Raw genomic sequence first — 13,920 nt, 5'->3', positions numbered from 1 at the left:
ATGACCATTGAAATCCGCCGGGCGCGAGTGCCCGATGCCAGCTTCCTCCCCGCCATCGAGACTTCCGCTGCCGTGCTGTTTCGCCGCGATCCGCAACTAGCCTGGCTGGCCGACGCGCCAGTGGCGGATACCGCTTGCCATGAGCAACGCATCCGCACCCAGGTGGTCTGGGTGGCCATCGCCGGCGATGCTGGCCCATGCGCTTTTCTCGCGGCCCAGGTCTTCGGCCCGCAACTGCATATATGGGAAGTATCGGTAGCCAGCGACCACCAGGGCCGGGGTATCGGCAAGGCCCTGCTGCAGGCTGCAATCGAGCATGCGCGCCAGCAAGGGCTCGAGTCCCTGGCCCTGAGTACCTTCCGCGAGCTGCCGTGGAACGAACCCTTCTATCAGCGCCTGGGCTTCGTCACCCTGGAAACGGCCCGGCTGCCAGCACGCCTGCATCAGGTCCTGGCCGACGAGGTAGCGCACGGGCTGCCAGCGCAACGCCGCTGCGCCATGCGCCTGCTGCTCTGACCGAACAGCAGGCGTGGCTCACTTGAGCGGCTATTGCCCCTCGAGTTGCACCGTGGCCGTCCGGCGCAGCGCCAATAGCGCCACGAAAAACACCCCCACCACGCCAACCGAAATCATCAGTCCGTGCGAGCTGACGTAAGACACAGTGGCACCGGTGATGATCGGCCCCAGTACGCTGCCCAGGGTGTAGAACATGGCAATGGCGGTCATGGCCGTGGACACCTGGTGCTCGCCAACCCGGTGCCCCGCCTCGATCACCGCCAGCGTATTCATGCCGCCGATCGCCGCCCCCCAGAAGAAGACGATCAGGGTCGCCAGCCAGGGCAACGGCTGGCTGAACGGAATCGCCACCGTGCCCAGCAGCAAGACCAGGCCGCAAAGCAATTGCCCGGTCTTGCAGGAGGTGCGATCGGCGATCCAGCCAATGGGCAACTGCAGGACCGTGCCGCCAATACCGAACACCGAGATCAACAGCGTCGCCGCGGTCAGGGCATAACCCGTGGAAAGGCTGTAGCCGGCCAGGAACGACACCGAGGAGGTTTCGGCGAACCCGGCGATGAAGGCCCCGTACAGGGCCAGGGGGATCAGGCCGAACAGCTTCGCGTGATGCTTGTGCGCCGGCGTCTGGGGCTGCGTATCGTGCTCTTTCAAGGTCAAGGCCAGCACGCCCGAGACCAGTACGATGGTCGCGCAGGCGTAGTAAGGCACGGTGCTGCCGACGCCGAACACCACCAGCAACAGCGGACCTACCGCGATCCCCAGGCCCATGAGCGTTTCATGCACGCCGATCGCCCGGCCGCGCTCGTTACGCGACGCCACCGAGACGATCCAGGTGTCGCAGGCGATCCAGCGCAGGATCAAACCTATTCCCAGGACAAAGTTCAGAGCGAAGATCAGCGCCAGGTTGCGGGTCAAGGTCATGCCGATCAGCGCGGCGATGGTCAACGCCGCGCTGAGGATATTGGCCTTGACCAGGCCCAGGTGTCCCAACAGACGCGGAACGATCTTGTACAGCAACAGGATCGCGATCCACGAGGCACTGACGATCACCCCGATCTTGGCCGGCTGCACGCCCTGCTGCTCCAGTGACAGCGACAGCAAGGGCGTGATGGTGCCGATTTGCACGACCTGTGAAAGTACCGACAGCGTGTTGATCTTGGTCAGGGCCAGCCAACGCTGCTTATCCGTGTACTCGATGCCAGGGTTTTCCATGGAGGTGCCGACCTTGTCTAGATAGCCGTGAAGTGCTCGAACTGCCAGGGACAGAAATCGCCCTCGGGTTTATGGAACAGGGCGTTGGTGGTATCCAGCGGCGTCCAGTCGGTCTGGATGCCTTCGAGTCGCCCAAGAAACGGCAAGGCGATCTCCAGTACCCGGCGATGGTCCATCTGCTCCGGTTCGACTATCCCTCGCGCTGGGTTCTCGATCGCCCAGATGATGCCCGAATACACTCCCGCCGCGACCTGCAAGCTGGTGGCGGTATTGAAGGGGGCGATCTGCCGGGCCTGGTCGATGCTCAGGATCGACCCATACCAATAGGCGTTCAGTCCGTGCCCCATGAGCAACACCCCAAGGGCATCGACCCCGCCAGAGGCGATTTCGTCGGCCATGATCCGCTTGCTGTCCTGGGCCCGCCAGCCACGGCCGATGTACTCATGCACCGATAGCAAGGCATCGTCGCAAGGGTGGTAGGCGTAGTGCACGGTGGGACGGTAGAGCAGCACTTCATTGTCCTTGACCGCCAGGAAGTCGGGAATCGAGATGGCTTCGTTATGGGTGATCAGCAGGCCAGTGCAAGGGCCGCCGTTGGGCGTCCAGGTCTTGACGGGGACCGAAGCCCCCGGGCGTTCGAGGTAGATCGCATTGTTCGACCCGAACTGGTGATGCCGGGCGAACGGCGGCCAGGTTCTTTCATGGGAGCCCCAGCCCAGCTCCGCCGGTTGGCCGGCCTCGCTGATGAAGCCATCGACCGACCAGGTATTGACGAACTCGCCGTCGGACTTGATTTGCGTGGAGCGCTGGGTATCGCGCTCGGCGATGTGGATCACCTTGACGTTCAAGGCCATCGCCAATTCGTTCCAGGCCGGCTCGCCGTCGACCCTGGGCACAGCGACCGCCAGTTTCCCGGCCAGCTCCAGCAGCGCCGCCTTGACGAAGTGCGAGACCAGCCCGGGGTTGGCGCCATGGGTGAGCACCGCAGTGGGGCCCGGGCCGAGTTCCTCTGCCAGGGCCAGCAACTGATCACGCAGGGCGTAGTTGGAGCGCTGCGAGGTGGTCAGGCTCGGGGAGTCGTAGAGGCCCTCCCAGGGCTCGATGCAAGTATCCAGGTACAGCGCGCCTTGTTCATGGGCGAGCCGAATCAGCTCGGCGCTGCTGACATTGACCGACAGGTTGACGATGAAGTCTCCCGGCGCCACTACATCGCGCAGCACGCTGTGGAGATTGTCCGGGGTCAGTGCCAGCTCGATGAAGTCGACTCCCAGCGCAACGAACGGCTGGTGCTGCTTGAGATCCGGGGCGATCACCACTACCTGCGCCAGGTCGAACTGGCGGGTTTTCATGAACAACCCAAGGGTGGCCCTGGCGATGGAGCCAAAACCGATGAAAACCAACTTTGCGGAGAAATTAGCGTCCTGACTCATCACACCACCTCAATGCTGGATACAGACTCTTCCAGGTGTTGGCTGCCAGCCGTGGCAGTTTCACTGAAGTCCGGGATACGGCCGACGCTGAAGTACTGTTCCCACTCGCAGAAGATCTTCGGGACATAGATCAACGGCATGTCATGCCGATACAGCTCCTTCACGGATTCGGCAAAGGCCGGGTCCTGATGGTTGGCGAACCAGTACTGGTTATCGTCATGCAGGTAGACCGGGCATTTGCTCACATCGGTCATCTTGATGTAATTGTCCAGGGTCCTTTGTGCAATGCTCTGCCAGCCATGCAATACCATCTTGTAGAGTTCGCCGCGTTGCGTCGCCGACAACTCGAAGACTTCTCGCTGAAACTTCTGCAGGCTCATGTCGCGACAGAACATCGAGAAGGCATATACATCCGAGTTGAAGTTGACGGCGGGAATGGGTGCCGCCATCAACGGGTCGTAAAGTTCATCGTCGATATCATCCGACTGCGGACAGAACGCCACCGCATCGAAGTCTTCGAACAATATCTTGGCGTTGGTAACCGGACAGGTCAGGTAGAGCTTCTTGTTCAGCGCCTTGCCTGTCGCCAACTCCTCGGCGGAGAACTCGCCAAGGGGACTGAACAGTGCCGACAGGCGCCGTACCTCCTGGGCCACGCTGTAGGACTTCTGCTCTTGGCTGGTGGTCGGGCAGATGATCAGGCAGGCCACGGTCTCGCGGGCCTCCAGCGCCCGGACGTAATCATCGAAGATGTCCCGGGCATCCTGCGTGGTGCGGGCGACAGCCAGCATGTAGCGATTCTTGCTGAACTCTCGTCTTCCGGCCGCACAACCTAAACAATTGATAAACCAGCTTTTTACTTCATCCAGAAGTGCTTCGTCATTCATGGGTTATCGTCCTGATAGCTTGCAGAAAGTCAAAGTAGCCAGCCTGAGTACTACCCGGCCCTCGAAGCGTCGATCCATATGACCCGGCAATTCTTACAATGAAACATTTGCCTACGCAACTAGCGCTATTAAATATCGATATAACGTGATCGCGACCGGTTCGAAGGGAGTTCGAATTGCGCAGGCGAAGAACATCGCCGCTTTTAATTCAGTAGTTAAAAGAGCTGCTATAACGTTTTTGCAACTCCATCAGGGGCGATATTCGTCGACTGGCTGGGATCTCATAAGTTGCCGGCGAGGCACCATGACCTGCCAGCAGAATCCCATTGCCGTGAAGCCGGACGCGGATCTGAACCGGTTCATCTGGCGCTTGCCGATGCGCTACCAGACAACTTCAGCCGCTTGGCGGGGCCGGGATTTCAGTGCAAAAAAACTGCACTTAAGCAGCATTATTATGAATTTGCCAGCCAGGGCATTCAGCGGCAAACTGCGCCCGTTCCTCCCCCAAATGTTGGAACGTTCAAGGGCTTTCTGGTGATCCAGACAAGCCCTTCTTTTTGCCCGCCGTCTGGAAATGGATCGTTTTTGTCGATGTTCGCCCGCTGGAAACCCGCCGCCATCAATACCCGCCCCCTGGAATGGAGCCGCGCCGCCATCGGCATGGCCCTGGGGACCCTGTTCAGTGTCTGGTTCTGCGCCCAGGTGTTCGGCATGCCCGTGGCCGTGCACCTGATCGGCCCTCTCGGTGCCTCGGCGGTGCTGCTGTTTGCAGTGTCCTCCGGGGCCCTGGCGCAACCCTGGTCGATCCTTGGCGGCTACCTGTGTGCCGCGGTGATGGCGCTATTGGTGGCACAAGTACTGGGACGTAGCCTGGGCAGCGCCTGCCTGGCTGCGGGCATGGCAGTGGTGCTGATGTGCTGGCTACGTTGCTTGCATCCGCCCGCTGGTGCGGTGGCCCTGACCCTGGTGCTGGCTGACCCGGACAGCATCGCCCTGGGCTGGCTGGAGCTGGGGCCGGTGATGCTCGCCGCCGCCAGCCTGCTGGCCAGCGCCCTGGCCTATAACAACCTGACCCGCACCCGCTACCCCAAGGGGCCGAGCGAGCCACCGGCTGTCCTGGCCCCACCCTCTGCCGCCGACAGCCTGGCGATCACCGCCGCCGACCTGAAGCTGGCCCTGGAGGAAATGGAAGAGTTCTTCGACGTCACGCCCGAGGATCTCGAGCAGTTGGTTCACGCCAGCGAGGCCCATGCCCGGCGTCGCAGCATCGGCCAGGTGCTGGCCTCGGCTCCCGAGCCACGCCCCTGAGGCGGTGCTTGCCGCTGGCCCAGGCCGAAACGCCCGTCAGATGATCGGCGACCAGCGCTGGGACCAGTCGGTGTCCTGTCCGATCACTTCGCGCAAGACCTCGAAGGCTTGCTGCAAGGAAGCCGAATCGCGCTCCCGGGCATATAGCAGGTAGGTGGGGAAACTGAACTCCGGGGCCTTCTCCACTCGCTCCAGCACGCCGCTGTCCAGGTAGCTCTGGACCACCCGGGTACGGAAGTAGCCACTGCCGCCGGAATCGAGGATGAACTGCAGCGCCAAGGGCCCAAGGTTGAAACCCACTGCGGCCTTGGCCTGTTCAGGCAGCGCGGCGTCGTGCTGGCGCCGGAAATCCTCGCCCCAGTCGATATACACATAGGGCTCCGGGCGTCCGGCCAGGCGCACCAGGATCAGTTTTTCCTCCAGCAGTTGCTCAACCTGCAAGCCTGGCGAGTACAGCGGCTGGAATACCAGCGCCGCATCCAGCACCCCCAACTCCAATTGACGCTGCAGGCTCGCACCATCGCCGATCTGGGTCCGGACCGCATGGTTGGGCAAAGCCTGGCGCAAGCGCCGTACCCAGTGCAGCATCAACGGATTGCACAGGCTCAATTCGCCGCCGACATGCAGCACATTGCGATAACCCGCCAAGAGCGGCAGGTCGCGCTGGGCCGCTTCCCAGGTCTGCACCAGTTGGTTGGCATAGGCGATGAAGGCTTCGCCATCGGCCGTGGGCCGGGCCCCGGCCCGGTTGCGCACCAGCAGCTTGCAGTTGAGCTGCCCCTCCAGGTTCTGTACCCGGGCACTGATGGCGGTCTGGGTCAGGTGCAGGCGCTCGGCCGCGGCGATCAGGCTGCCGCTGCGAACGATTTCCAGGAAGGTGCGGGCCAGGTCGATATCCATACTGCCTCGAGAACATCAAAGTCGAGCGCCATTGTAGCGGCCCGCCTGCGGGGAACCAGTAGCAGCGTTCGGAGATTCACCCACGGCTGCGGCGCTGGCGATACTGACCGCAAACTAACAGCCAGGATATCTTCATCAAAGCCAAGTAACTTCCTATTCCCGCAAAGCCGCAGAATGATTGACCCGGCAATATAAATTACAACTTCGAAATGTTACTTCGTGAAATATTCAGCGCATATTGGCAAACGAATTTTTCACAAAACACCCACTGATTATCGACATGCACGGCCCAAGAATTAACCCGTTGTTAACCTTGGAACTCGCCAATGTCGCGATCAGAAAAATCAACTTCCAAACATCCATTAAAACAACTTCCACGTTACTTGCTGGTAGGCGCGATCGCCACCGCGGCTCATTACGCGGTGTTCCTGCTGCTACTCGGTCCCCTGCCGGCGCTGTTGGCCAGTTTGCTGGGCGCCGGCCTGGGAACCTGGCTCAGCTACCAGGGCAACAAGCGCTGGACCTTTCCCCGGGGCGACTACCAGGCTCGCAGCGACCAGGTCTTGCGCTTCTGCGTGACGGCCGCCGCCTACAACCTCGGCAACGCCTTGCTGATGCTGTGCCTGCTGGCCCTGGCACCGGACTCGCCGTTATCGATGCAACTACTGAGTACTTTCTGCCTGACCTTGGGTAGCTACTGGATCAACCGGACCTGGACTTTTAAAAATGAAACTGCCTAGCCATGTGCAAGTAGACAATCAACAACTCATCAGTGTCATTGTCTGCTGTTACAACGAAGCCCATGTATTACCGGAATTCCACCATCGTTTGATGTTGGTATTGAGCGCCCTGCCGGTGGCCTATGAAGTCCTGTATGTCAACGACGGCAGCCATGACGGAAGTTACGAACTGCTGGAACAGTTCTGCCGCGTGCCCCGGGTGCGTTGTTTGAACTTGAGCCGCAACTTCGGCAAGGAATCGGCAATGTCCGCCGGCATCGACTATGCGGCCGGGGATGCGGTGCTGTTCATCGATGCCGACCTGCAGGACCCGCCGGAGCTGATCCCGGCCATGGTCCGCCACTGGCTGGCCGGCCACGACATCGTCAACATGCAGCGCAGCGACCGGCGTGAGGATACCGCCGGCAAGCGCCTGAGCGCCCAGCTCTACTACAAACTGATGAACCTGCTGGTGGACAAGTACCCGGTGCCGCCGGATGTCAGCGATTTCCGCCTGATCGGTCCCGCGCCGTTGAACGCCCTGCGCAACATGCCCGAGCGGGCGACCTTGATGAAGGGCCTGGTCAATTGGCTGGGCTTCAAGACCGTGGAGATTCCCTACCAGAGGGCCCGGCGCAAGGCTGGCGAGTCGAAGTGGAGCCCCATGGCCCTGGTGGACCTGGCGATGGAGGGAGTCCTGGCCTTCTCCCGCAAGCCCCTGCGCTGGTTCAGCGTGCTCAGCCTGGCCACCCTGCTGCTGACCTGTTCCTATCTGTTGCACCAGTGGTTCGCCGACGCCTTCAGCATCGATCACCTGATCCTCGGCGCCATGGCCCTGGCACTGGTGGGCATCGCCATGGTCGGCGAATACATCGGCGCCGCGCTGGTCGAGGTCAAGCGCCGGCCGCTGTACTTCCTGCGCAGCACCTTCGGCGGCTTCCCCCGCCAATTGCCAGCACCTTCCACGACCCGGGCCGACGAACAAGAAGTGCTTCGATGAACAGACTTTCCACCCGCCACCTGTGGTGGCTGTTGTTGGCCATCCTCGGCCTGCGCCTGCTGACCCTGGGCCTGTATCCGTTGATGGACACCTCTGAAGCGCGCTATGCCGAGATGGCGCGCAAGATGCTGGAACTCGATGATTGGGTGACCCCGATGTTCGACTACGGCGTGCCGTTCTGGGGCAAGCCGCCGTTGGCCTTCTGGAGCCAGGCCCTGGGCATGCAGTGGCTGGGCATCAACGAGCTGGCTGTGCGCCTGCCCGCCTGGCTGTTCCATATAGCCAGTTGCCTGTTGCTGATCCGCTTTGCCCGCGAAGAATACGACGAGCGCGTCGGCCTCTTGGCCGCCATCCTGTTCTCCAGCTCCGGCCTGGGGCTGCTGGCCGCCGGCGTGGTGTTGACCGACCCGGCCTTGAGCTTCGCGATCCTCCTGGCCAGCTACGGTTTCTGGCGCGGCACGGTACATGGCCAACGGGCCTGGGCCCTGGCCGGGTTCTTCGGCCTCGGCCTGGGGCTGTTGGCCAAGGGGCCGCTGGTATTGGTGCTGGTGGGAGCCCAGGCCGGGCTCTGGACCCTGTTCAACCGGCAGTGGCGCGCCCTGCTGAACCTACCCTGGTTCAGCGGCCTGGGGGTGATGTTGCTGGTGTCCGTTCCCTGGTACCTGTGGGCCGAATGGCGCACGCCCGGGTTCCTCGACTATTTCCTGGTGGGCGAGCACTGGAAACGCTATGTGGTCAGCGACTGGCCTGGCGATCTGTACGGCAGCGCCCATGAGCGGCCCTACGCCAGTATCTGGTTGGAACTGCTGATGGCACTGCTGCCCTGGAGCCTGTTGCTGCCGCTGCTGTACCGGGTCTATCGCCAGTCCGCCCGCATGGACCTGCGCCTGAGCTTCATCAGCTTGTGGGCCCTGGTCACCCCGCTGTTCTTCACCTTCTCCGGCAATATCCTGTGGACCTACGTCCTGCCCGCCCTGCCCGCCTGGTGCCTGCTGCTGGCATTGGCGCTGACCACGCCACGGCATGCCGATGGCAAGACAGTCTCGCCCTGGTGGCTGGGATTGGCCCTGCTACTGCCACTGGGCCTGCTGTTCACCGTGACCCATGGCGCGGCCCTGCAACGCCCGCAGAACCAGCAAGCCATGGCCCAGGCCTGGAACAGCTTGCAAGCCAGCCAGCCGGCGCCGCTGTACTACTGGGGCCGACGCTCGTATTCGGCGCAGTTCTACACCGCCGGGCAAGCCCAGCGGATCGAGAGCCTGGAAGAATTGCCGATCGACCAGGCGTTCTACCTGGTACGACGGCAGAGAGACCTCGCGCCAGTCAGCGGGCAACTGGCGGCCCTAGGCTGCGAAGAACGCCTGCGGGCCAGCCAGAGCGTGCTGTTCAAGTGCCCGGCGCTGGACCCTAGGCTGCTTGGTGCTGGCGTGCCGGCACCGCCAGGCTGACCGCCCGCACCGAGGCCCCGGCGCCTAGCCCCAGGGCATGGGCGCTGGCGGCCTCGACGATCAGCGTGCCCGCGGCAACCCGCGCTGGCGCGGCGGTAATCCGGCACGCCGCGAACTGGCGATTATGGATCAGGTATGGCTTGGCCTGGTCCCCCGGGGTGCCAATGCCCAATTGCAGCACCTGGCTGTCGCGCACCGCGCGGATATCGCCGGTGGCGCATTCGATCAGCGGCCCGCCATCGAAGATGTCGATGTAGTCCCGAAAACCGAAGCCCTCGGCCTTGAGCATGCCCAGCGCCGGCTCGGTATTGGGATGCACCCGGCCGATCACCGCCCGCGCCGCCTCCGGAAGCAGGCAGGTGGGCAGCGGAAACTTGGGCATCAGTTCGGCGATGAAGGTCTTGTTGCCCAGGCCGGTGAGATGGTCGGCAGCGGCGAAGTCCATCTTGAAGAAATGCCGCCCCACTGCCTCCCAGAACGGCGATACACCATGCTCGTCGCAATAACCGCGCATCTCGGCGATCACCTTGTCGCCGAAATGCTGGCGGTATTCGGCCAGGAACAAAAAGCGCGCCTTGGACAGCAAGCGCCCGTTCAGTCCGTTGCGATGCCCCGCGTGCAGGAACAACGAACACAACTCGGAATGGCCGGTCATGTCGTTGCCCAGGAACAGCGTCGGCAACTGGCGGTTGATCCCCAATGCTCGGGATGTGGCGGCCAGCGATCCGAGGCGGTAGTTGTACCAGGGCTCGCGCATGCCCACTGCCCCCGCCAGGGCGCAGATGCCCACCACCTGGCACTGGGAGTCCTCGAGCACGAACAGGTAATCGGTGTCGGCCCGTTCGGCCTGCCCGGCGAAGGTCCTGTGCGCCCACTCCAGGCGCTGGCCGAGGCGCCCGGCATCGGCGGGCAAGGTGGTGAGGCCGGCCCCGGCGCTGCGGGCCAGGAGCAAGAGAGCCGGCAGGTCGGCCAGGGATGCGGGACGAACGATCATGACAAGGGCCTCCGGCAGGGTCGGGATGGAACAGGCACGACAGTGATGGCGCACCAGCATAGTGACGGCGCACACTGGAAACCGGGCCCAGATCAAGAGCATCCATGGTTTTTTCCGCCGCGACCGACGAGCCTCGACGCGCTGTCCCCACTGCTCGGGCCAAAGCTGCAGCCCCCGCTCCAGGGGCCTTCACCTGGTGTTCGCGGGGGTGGTCCGACCATGCAAAAATGCACAGCCGACCTGCAGCTTTCCAGGTTGTACAAGGCAAATTTGCACTGATACGATCCGTCGATGCTCGTCCGCGAGCCTCATATAAAGACAATAAAAGCAGGGAGTTAGTGATGACTGCTCAGGTTTCATCCCACACGGCCCGGGAACTCGATGCGCCTCAGGACGAGGTGCTGGTCGAGGTGCGCAACCACATCGGCCACCTGACCCTCAATCGCCCCGCCGGTCTCAACGCCATCACCCTGTCCATGGTGCGTACCTTGCAACGGCAACTGGATGCCTGGGCCCAGGCTCCGGAAATCCATGCAGTGGTGCTGCGCGGCGCCGGTGAAAAAGCCTTTTGCGCCGGCGGCGATATCCGCTCGCTGTACGACAGCTACAAGAGCGGCGGCACCCTGCACGAAGAGTTCTTCGTCGAGGAGTACGCCCTGGACCTGGCGATCCATCACTACCGCAAGCCAGTGCTGGCGCTGATGGACGGTTTCGTCCTCGGCGGCGGCATGGGCCTGGTGCAAGGTGCGGATCTGCGGGTGGTGACCGAACGCAGCCGCCTGGCGATGCCGGAAGTGGCCATCGGTTATTTCCCGGACGTCGGCGGCAGTTATTTCCTCTCACGCATCCCCGGCGAGCTGGGCACCTACCTGGGGGTCAGCGGCGTGCAGATCCGCGCTGCCGACGCCCTGTATTGCGGCCTGGCCGACTGGCACCTGGAAAGCGACAAGCTGGCCCTGCTCGACCAGCGCCTGGACCGCCTGCAATGGAGCCATTCGCCGCTCAAGGACCTGCAGGGGCTACTGGCCAAGCTCGGCGTCCAGGCCCTGCCCGACGCGCCTCTGGCCAGCCTGCGCCCGGCCATCGACCATTTCTTCGCCCTGCCCGACGTGCCAGCCATCGTCGAGCAACTGCGCAGCGTGAGCGTGGCCGATAGCCACGAATGGGCACTGGCCACCGCCGACCTGCTCGAGACCCGCTCGCCACTGGCCATGGCCGTGACCCTGGAGATGCTGCGCCAGGGCCGGCACCTGGCCCTGGAGCAGTGCTTCGCCCTGGAGCTGCACCTGGACCGCCAGTGGTTCGAGCGTGGCGACCTGATGGAGGGCGTGCGTGCCCTGATCATCGACAAAGACAAGACCCCGCACTGGAATCCGCCGACCCTGGCAGCCCTCGAGGCCGACCGGGTAGCGAGCTTCTTCAGCGGTTTCGACGGCAGCGGGAGCTGAACTCATGCACGACATCGAATTGACCGAAGAACAAGTGATGATCCGCGACATGGCCCGGGATTTCGCCCGCGGCGAGATCGCGCCCCATGCCCAGGCCTGGGAAAAGGCCGGCTGGATCGACGACGCCCTGGTCCACAAGATGGGCGAACTGGGCCTGCTGGGCATGGTGGTCCCCGAACAATGGGGCGGCAGCTACCTGGACTACGTGGCCTATGCCCTGGCCGTGGAAGAGATCGCCGCTGGCGACGGCGCCACCGGCGCGCTGATGAGCATCCACAACTCGGTGGGTTGCGGGCCGATCCTCAACTACGGCAGCCAAGAGCAGAAGCAGGCCTGGCTGCCACGCCTGGCCAGTGGCGAGGCCATCGGCTGCTTCTGCCTGACCGAACCCCAGGCCGGCTCCGAGGCTCACAACCTCAAGACCCGCGCCGAACTGCGCGACGGCCAATGGGTGATCAACGGCGCCAAGCAGTTCGTCAGCAACGGCAAGCGTGCGCAACTGGCTATCGTCTTCGCCGTCACCGATCCGGAGCTGGGCAAGAAAGGCCTGTCGGCATTCCTGGTCCCCACCGACACCCCGGGCTTCATCGTCGACCGCACCGAGCACAAGATGGGCATCCGCGCCTCCGACACCTGCGCCGTGACCCTCAACCAGTGCAGCGTGCCGGCCGCCAACCTGCTGGGCGAACGCGGCAAGGGCCTGGCCATCGCCCTGTCCAACCTCGAAGGCGGGCGCATCGGCATCGCCGCCCAGGCCCTGGGGATCGCCCGGGCCGCCTTCGAAGCGTCCCTGGCTTATGCCCGCGACCGGGTGCAGTTCGGCAAGCCGATCATCGAACACCAGAGCATCGCCAACCTGCTGGCGGACATGCACACCCGGATCAACGCCGCCCGCCTGCTGATCCTGCATGCCGCCCGCCTGCGCAGCGCCGGCCAGCCCTGCCTGTCCGAAGCTTCCCAGGCCAAGCTGTTCGCCTCGGAGATGGCCGAGAAGGTCTGCTCTTCGGCCATGCAGATCCACGGTGGCTATGGCTACCTGGAGGACTACCCGGTGGAACGCTACTACCGCGACGCAAGGATCACCCAGATCTACGAAGGCTCCAGCGAGATCCAGCGCATGCTGATCGCCCGTGAGTTGAAGCACTACCTGGTCTGATTGATCAAGAACCTCGCGGGCATGGCGCTCCTGCAGGGACGCCATGCCCGCGATGGCATTCTTGAAGACAAAAAAATCGCAGCTAAAGCTGCGATTTTTTTATCGTCGCGAACCGCCTCAGCGGTCCTTGAACTGCGGCTCGCGCTTGGCGATGAAGGCGGCCATGCCTTCCTTCTGGTCCTGGGTGGCGAAGGCAGCATGGAACACCCGGCGCTCGAAGCGCACACCTTCGGACAGGCTGACCTCGAAAGCGCGGTTCACGCTTTCCTTGATCATCATGCTCACCGGCACCGACTTGCCGGCGATCAGCGCGGCGACCTTCAGCGCTTCTTCCACCAACTCGTCGGCCGGCACGATACGCGCGACGATGCCGCAACGCTCAGCTTCCACGGCGTCGATGAAACGTCCCGTCAGGCACAGTTCCATCGCCTTGGCCTTGCCCACGGCGCGGGTCAGGCGCTGGGTACCGCCCATGCCCGGCAGCACGCCGAGGTTTATTTCCGGCTGGCCGAACTTGGCGTTGTCGCCGGCCAGGATGAAGTCGCACATCAGTGCCAGTTCGCAACCGCCACCCAAGGCAAAGCCATTGACCGCGGCGATGATCGGCTTGCGCCGGTTGGCCACTCGATCGCTGTCGCTGAACAGGTCGTCGAGATAGATCTGCGGATAGGTCAGCTCGGCCATTTCCTTGATGTCGGCGCCGGCGGCGAAGGCTTTCTTCGAGCCGGTGATGACGATGCAGCCGATTTGCGGGTCGGCTTCCAGGCGATCCAGGGCCTGGTTGATCTCGCCGACGATCTGTGCGTTGAGCGCGTTCAAGGCTTGCGGGCGGTTGAGGGTGATCAGGCCGACCCGGTCCTTGATATCCAACAGAATGGTTTCGTAGCTCATGAATCAGCTCC

The 13,920-nt window shown here is 63.2% G+C and carries 14 protein-coding genes; 8 read left to right on the top strand and 6 right to left on the bottom strand.

What is annotated here, in order from left to right; all coding sequences use genetic code 11:
- Window positions 1-516, top strand: a complete 516-nt coding sequence (locus GDH07_RS12750; RefSeq protein WP_152897749.1) for a GNAT family N-acetyltransferase — start codon at window positions 1-3, stop codon at window positions 514-516.
- A gap of 30 nt (window positions 517-546) precedes the next feature.
- Here GDH07_RS12750 and GDH07_RS12745 read toward each other — a convergent pair whose 3' ends face one another.
- From GDH07_RS12745 to GDH07_RS12735, 3 genes are read right to left on the bottom strand one after another with little or no spacing between them, the layout of a single operon-like run.
- Window positions 547-1,728: an MFS transporter gene (locus GDH07_RS12745; protein ID WP_152897748.1), complete on the bottom strand. Its 1,182-nt coding sequence runs from the start codon at window positions 1,726-1,728 to the stop codon at window positions 547-549.
- A 17-nt stretch (window positions 1,729-1,745) separates the two neighbouring features.
- Window positions 1,746-3,158 (bottom strand): saccharopine dehydrogenase C-terminal domain-containing protein, encoded by a 1,413-nt coding sequence (locus GDH07_RS12740; protein ID WP_152897747.1) that lies wholly within the window; start codon window positions 3,156-3,158, stop codon window positions 1,746-1,748.
- Complete coding sequence (locus GDH07_RS12735; protein ID WP_152897746.1) at window positions 3,158-3,949, bottom strand: hypothetical protein; 792 nt, start codon at window positions 3,947-3,949, stop codon at window positions 3,158-3,160. Before GDH07_RS12735 ends, GDH07_RS12740 begins: the two co-directional genes overlap by 1 nt.
- A 241-nt stretch (window positions 3,950-4,190) precedes the next feature.
- Between GDH07_RS12735 and GDH07_RS12730 the strand changes: the two genes are divergently transcribed.
- Both GDH07_RS12730 and GDH07_RS12725 read left to right on the top strand, forming a co-directional pair.
- On the top strand, window positions 4,191-4,583 hold the full coding sequence (locus GDH07_RS12730) for a hypothetical protein (RefSeq protein ID WP_152897745.1): 393 nt from the start codon (window positions 4,191-4,193) through the stop codon (window positions 4,581-4,583).
- 53 nt (window positions 4,584-4,636) lie between these two features.
- Window positions 4,637-5,353 (top strand): HPP family protein, encoded by a 717-nt coding sequence (locus GDH07_RS12725; protein WP_152898282.1) that lies wholly within the window; start codon window positions 4,637-4,639, stop codon window positions 5,351-5,353.
- A 36-nt stretch (window positions 5,354-5,389) separates the two neighbouring features.
- On the opposite strand, the gene GDH07_RS12720 is transcribed toward GDH07_RS12725, so the two are convergent.
- Complete coding sequence (locus GDH07_RS12720) at window positions 5,390-6,253, bottom strand: LysR family transcriptional regulator (RefSeq protein WP_053130147.1); 864 nt, start codon at window positions 6,251-6,253, stop codon at window positions 5,390-5,392.
- A gap of 383 nt (window positions 6,254-6,636) precedes the next feature.
- Here GDH07_RS12720 and GDH07_RS12715 point away from each other — a divergent pair, with 383 nt between their 5' ends.
- The 3 genes from GDH07_RS12715 to GDH07_RS12705 are packed head-to-tail and all read left to right on the top strand — an operon-like array spanning window position 6,637 to window position 9,420.
- Window positions 6,637-6,993, top strand: a complete 357-nt coding sequence (locus tag GDH07_RS12715; RefSeq protein ID WP_178124047.1) for a GtrA family protein — start codon at window positions 6,637-6,639, stop codon at window positions 6,991-6,993.
- Window positions 6,980-7,972: a glycosyltransferase family 2 protein gene (locus GDH07_RS12710; RefSeq protein ID WP_053130153.1), complete on the top strand. Its 993-nt coding sequence runs from the start codon at window positions 6,980-6,982 to the stop codon at window positions 7,970-7,972. Before GDH07_RS12715 ends, GDH07_RS12710 begins: the two co-directional genes overlap by 14 nt.
- Window positions 7,969-9,420, top strand: a complete 1,452-nt coding sequence (locus tag GDH07_RS12705) for a phospholipid carrier-dependent glycosyltransferase (protein ID WP_152897743.1) — start codon at window positions 7,969-7,971, stop codon at window positions 9,418-9,420. The genes GDH07_RS12710 and GDH07_RS12705 overlap by 4 nt, the downstream gene beginning before the upstream one ends.
- Here GDH07_RS12705 and astA read toward each other — a convergent pair.
- On the bottom strand, window positions 9,380-10,414 hold the full coding sequence (gene astA / locus GDH07_RS12700) for an arginine N-succinyltransferase (protein ID WP_152897742.1): 1,035 nt from the start codon (window positions 10,412-10,414) through the stop codon (window positions 9,380-9,382). The genes GDH07_RS12705 and astA overlap by 41 nt on opposite strands.
- A gap of 341 nt (window positions 10,415-10,755) precedes the next feature.
- On the opposite strand from astA, the gene GDH07_RS12695 reads away from it, so the two are divergent.
- Window positions 10,756-11,862 (top strand): enoyl-CoA hydratase/isomerase family protein, encoded by a 1,107-nt coding sequence (locus tag GDH07_RS12695; RefSeq protein ID WP_152897741.1) that lies wholly within the window; start codon window positions 10,756-10,758, stop codon window positions 11,860-11,862.
- A gap of 4 nt (window positions 11,863-11,866) precedes the next feature.
- On the top strand, window positions 11,867-13,018 hold the full coding sequence (locus GDH07_RS12690) for an acyl-CoA dehydrogenase family protein (protein WP_152897740.1): 1,152 nt from the start codon (window positions 11,867-11,869) through the stop codon (window positions 13,016-13,018).
- A gap of 117 nt (window positions 13,019-13,135) precedes the next feature.
- On the opposite strand, the gene GDH07_RS12685 is transcribed toward GDH07_RS12690, so the two are convergent.
- On the bottom strand, window positions 13,136-13,909 hold the full coding sequence (locus GDH07_RS12685) for an enoyl-CoA hydratase (protein ID WP_022644527.1): 774 nt from the start codon (window positions 13,907-13,909) through the stop codon (window positions 13,136-13,138).
- Window positions 13,910-13,920 lie beyond the last annotated feature (11 nt).

It is taken from the genome of Pseudomonas piscis (assembly GCF_009380155.1).
GTDB classification, from domain to species: Bacteria; Pseudomonadota; Gammaproteobacteria; order Pseudomonadales; family Pseudomonadaceae; genus Aquipseudomonas; species Aquipseudomonas piscis.
The sequence above is the reverse complement of the archived record's forward strand: the minus strand, read 5'-3'. Positions and strand labels throughout refer to the sequence as shown.

Bases quoted from the DNA above. Each gene is read 5' to 3' on its own strand.
- GDH07_RS12710 (WP_053130153.1), top strand. From the start codon at position 6,980: ATGAAACTGCCTAGCCATGTGCAAGTAGACAATCAACAACTCATCAGT.
- GDH07_RS12695 (WP_152897741.1), top strand. From the start codon at position 10,756: ATGACTGCTCAGGTTTCATCCCACACGGCCCGGGAACTCGATGCGCCT.
- GDH07_RS12705 (WP_152897743.1), top strand. From the start codon at position 7,969: ATGAACAGACTTTCCACCCGCCACCTGTGGTGGCTGTTGTTGGCCATC.
- GDH07_RS12720 (WP_053130147.1), bottom strand. From the start codon at position 6,253: ATGGATATCGACCTGGCCCGCACCTTCCTGGAAATCGTTCGCAGCGGC.
- GDH07_RS12725 (WP_152898282.1), top strand. From the start codon at position 4,637: ATGTTCGCCCGCTGGAAACCCGCCGCCATCAATACCCGCCCCCTGGAA.
- astA (WP_152897742.1), bottom strand. From the start codon at position 10,414: ATGATCGTTCGTCCCGCATCCCTGGCCGACCTGCCGGCTCTCTTGCTC.
- GDH07_RS12685 (WP_022644527.1), bottom strand. From the start codon at position 13,909: ATGAGCTACGAAACCATTCTGTTGGATATCAAGGACCGGGTCGGCCTG.
- GDH07_RS12750 (WP_152897749.1), top strand. From the start codon at position 1: ATGACCATTGAAATCCGCCGGGCGCGAGTGCCCGATGCCAGCTTCCTC.
- GDH07_RS12735 (WP_152897746.1), bottom strand. From the start codon at position 3,949: ATGCTGGCTGTCGCCCGCACCACGCAGGATGCCCGGGACATCTTCGAT.
- GDH07_RS12745 (WP_152897748.1), bottom strand. From the start codon at position 1,728: ATGGAAAACCCTGGCATCGAGTACACGGATAAGCAGCGTTGGCTGGCC.
- GDH07_RS12740 (WP_152897747.1), bottom strand. From the start codon at position 3,158: ATGAGTCAGGACGCTAATTTCTCCGCAAAGTTGGTTTTCATCGGTTTT.
- GDH07_RS12690 (WP_152897740.1), top strand. From the start codon at position 11,867: ATGCACGACATCGAATTGACCGAAGAACAAGTGATGATCCGCGACATG.